Consider the following 2,632-nt stretch of genomic DNA (forward strand, 5'->3'; position numbering starts at 1 on the left):
AACAGCGAGGCGATGGTCTCCGCCGAAAGCTGCGGCCAGACCTGCGGCACATAGAGGCCACCGTCGCGGGCAAGGCCCGTCAGCATCACATCGCAGAAGCCCAGGATGGGGGCCTCGCCCCGCGTGGAAATATACGTCGTCACAGCGTCCTCCAAAGGCGGCACGCGCCAAGCCTTTGATATTGATGGGCTAAAACTTCACCGGGCGTGAAATCGTCCGGCACCATAAAGGGTTTTGGGATCAAGGGGAAACCGGGAAATGGGCGGTCCGTAGGGTGGGCAAAGCGAAGCGTGCCCACAGCATTCACCGGGATGACGATGGTGGGCACGGCGCAAGAGTGCCTTTGCCCACCCTATGATCGTCGTTGCCCCTTGATCCACACCCCGAATGCAACGATCACCGCCGCCGCCAGCCCGAACCAGGTGATGGCATATTGCAGGTGGTCGTCCTTGAGATGGACTTCGAGCGGCCCGGGCTTCGGAATGCCGCTCGCCGGCACCGGCGACTCCAGGTCGATATAGAACGGCGCCACCTCGCCCCACCCGAGTGCCTGCGCCATCGCGCGCTGGTCGCGGGTGAACCACAAGCGCTTCCTGACGTCGTCGTTCGGCGTCAGCGCGCCGGCGGCTTCGGGAAACCGCAGGTAGCCGGTCATCGCCACCGGTGCGCCGGTGATCAAGCGCTGCACCGCGCGGTCCTGTTGCGAACGGTCCTGCATGGTGTTCTGCACGAAGCCGGCATTGATGACGACGGTTTCACCGGACGGCAACTGCGCCGGCAGGAACGCCCAGGTCACCGGGCCGGGCACGTCGGTGCGAACGCCAGAGCCGGAGGAGTAGACCATGGCATCGGGCACGGGCTTCAGCGTCGCGGTGAACGTAACGCGGCGGAATTCATCCTTGGCGGGCGTCAACACCGACCAGGTCGCAGCCGCCGGCAGCGCGCCCGGCATGTCGGCGAGCCGCTCCGTGAGCGCCGCGACCAGCGCGTGCTTGGCGCTGCGGCGCTGCAACTGCCAGAAGCCGAGCGACAGCAGCGTGCCGACGATCACCAGCGTGACGATGGCAAGTCCCATAGTGCCGCGCGGGCGCGTGGAGGTGATGGTCATTTCGGGGTGCGATCGATCAACTGGCCTTCAGAGGCCTTGTGGTGGAACTGCAGCGCGATCAGCAGCGATTTCATCGAGCGCAGCGGCGCGATGGTGGTGAGCAGGATCAGCGGAAGCCAGAGCGCGGCATGCAGCCAGAACGGCGGCTGGTACTTGATCTCGACCACCAGCGCACAGCCGACCACGATGGCGCCTGCGATCATGATGAGGAAGACAGACGCGCCGTCGCCGACGTCGATGAAAGCGTAATCGAGCCCGCAGTTCTCGCACGACGGTCGCAGGTCAATGAAGCCACGGTAAAGCTTGCCGACGCCGCAACGCGGGCATTTGCAGGCGAGGCCGCGGAGAATGGTTTGGGAGAGCGGAATGGTGGGCAGTTGATCGGTCATCATCTCTTCCTTCCCTCTCCCCCGCGCGAAGCGGCGCTTCGCTAGGTGGGAGACGGTGGCCGCGCGCAGCGCGGACGGGTGAGGGTGCCACGCGCACTGTCGCAAATACCCCTCATCCGGCCCGGACTTCGTCCGGGCCACCTTCTCCCACACGGGGAGAAGGAAGAAAGGAATAAGAACCGAGTCAAACAAAAAGGGCGGCCCTGCGGCCGCCCTCTTCTAGCACCGCAATGCGGTCAGTGCGCGGCGGCTTCGGCGACGTGGCCGCCATAGCCCCAGACATAGATGCTGATGAACAGGAACAGCCAGACCACGTCGACGAAAGGCCAGTACCAGGCGGCGAATTCGAAGCCGAGGTGCTGCTTCGGCGTGAAGTGGCCGGCATAGGCGCGGAACAGGCAGACCAGCAGGAAGATGGTGCCGACCAGCACGTGGAAGCCGTGGAAACCGGTGGCCATGAAGAAGGTGGCGCCGTAGACGTTGCCGGAGAAGGCGAAGGCAGCGTGGCTGTACTCGTAGGCCTGCACGCAGGAGAACAGCGCGCCGAGGATCACCGTGAGGATCAGGCCATACTTCAGGCCACGGCGGTCGCCCTCGAGCAGCGCGTGGTGCGCCCAGGTGACGGTGGTGCCCGAGGTCAGCAGGATCAGCGTGTTGAGCAGCGGCAGATGCCAGGGGTCGAAGGTCTGGATGCCCTTCGGCGGCCAGACGCCCCCGAACAGCGCCTCGCGCGTCGCGTGCACGGCGTCGGCGGGGAACAGCGAAGCGTTAAAATAGGCCCAGAACCAGGCCACGAAGAACATCACTTCGGAAGCGATAAACAGGATCATGCCGTAGCGATGGCTGATCTGCACGACGCGGGTGTGGTCGCCCTTGTACTGCGCTTCGCGGACCACATCGGTCCACCAGCTGGCGAAGGTGTAGAGCACGCCGATGGTGCCGATGCCGAACACGATCGGCGCGGCGGCATACATATGGTGCATCCAGCTGACCGCGCCGACCGCCATCACGAAGGCGAACAGCGAGCCGACCGCCGGCCAGGGCGAGGGATCGACGAGGTGATAGTCGTGGTGCTTTGCTTGCGCCGTAGCCATTGCGGTCTCTCCGTCAGCTGCGCCGGGTTGCGCCGGCACGT

The 2,632-nt window shown here is 65.1% G+C and carries 4 protein-coding genes; all 4 read right to left on the reverse strand.

The genetic code is table 11. The features are described 5' to 3' along the window. Nucleotides 1-143 (reverse strand): hypothetical protein (locus JWR89_RS11615; RefSeq protein WP_299715958.1); only part of this gene is annotated, 143 nt, incomplete at its 3' end. A 209-nt stretch (nt 144-352) separates the two neighbouring features. After that, complete coding sequence (locus JWR89_RS11620; protein WP_299715955.1) at nt 353-1,108, reverse strand: SURF1 family cytochrome oxidase biogenesis protein; 756 nt, start codon at nt 1,106-1,108, stop codon at nt 353-355. Further along, a complete protein-coding gene (locus tag JWR89_RS11625) occupies nt 1,105-1,497 on the reverse strand; it encodes a DUF983 domain-containing protein (protein WP_299715961.1) in 393 nt (130 codons plus the stop codon). Before JWR89_RS11625 ends, JWR89_RS11620 begins: the two co-directional genes overlap by 4 nt. Before the next feature lie 236 nt (nt 1,498-1,733). Continuing rightward, the gene (locus JWR89_RS11630) at nt 1,734-2,591 is read right to left on the reverse strand and encodes a cytochrome c oxidase subunit 3 (RefSeq protein ID WP_299715964.1); all 858 of its coding nucleotides are present in this window, start codon (nt 2,589-2,591) and stop codon (nt 1,734-1,736) included. Nucleotides 2,592-2,632 lie beyond the last annotated feature (41 nt).

It is taken from the genome of Tardiphaga sp., assembly GCF_028290785.1.
Classification (GTDB): Bacteria; Pseudomonadota; Alphaproteobacteria; order Rhizobiales; family Xanthobacteraceae; genus Tardiphaga.

Excerpts from the sequence above, each read along its gene's own strand:
- JWR89_RS11630 (WP_299715964.1), bottom strand. The coding sequence starts at position 2,591 with ATGGCTACGGCGCAAGCAAAGCACCACGACTATCACCTCGTCGATCCC.
- JWR89_RS11625 (WP_299715961.1), bottom strand. The coding sequence starts at position 1,497 with ATGACCGATCAACTGCCCACCATTCCGCTCTCCCAAACCATTCTCCGC.
- JWR89_RS11620 (WP_299715955.1), bottom strand. The coding sequence starts at position 1,108 with ATGACCATCACCTCCACGCGCCCGCGCGGCACTATGGGACTTGCCATC.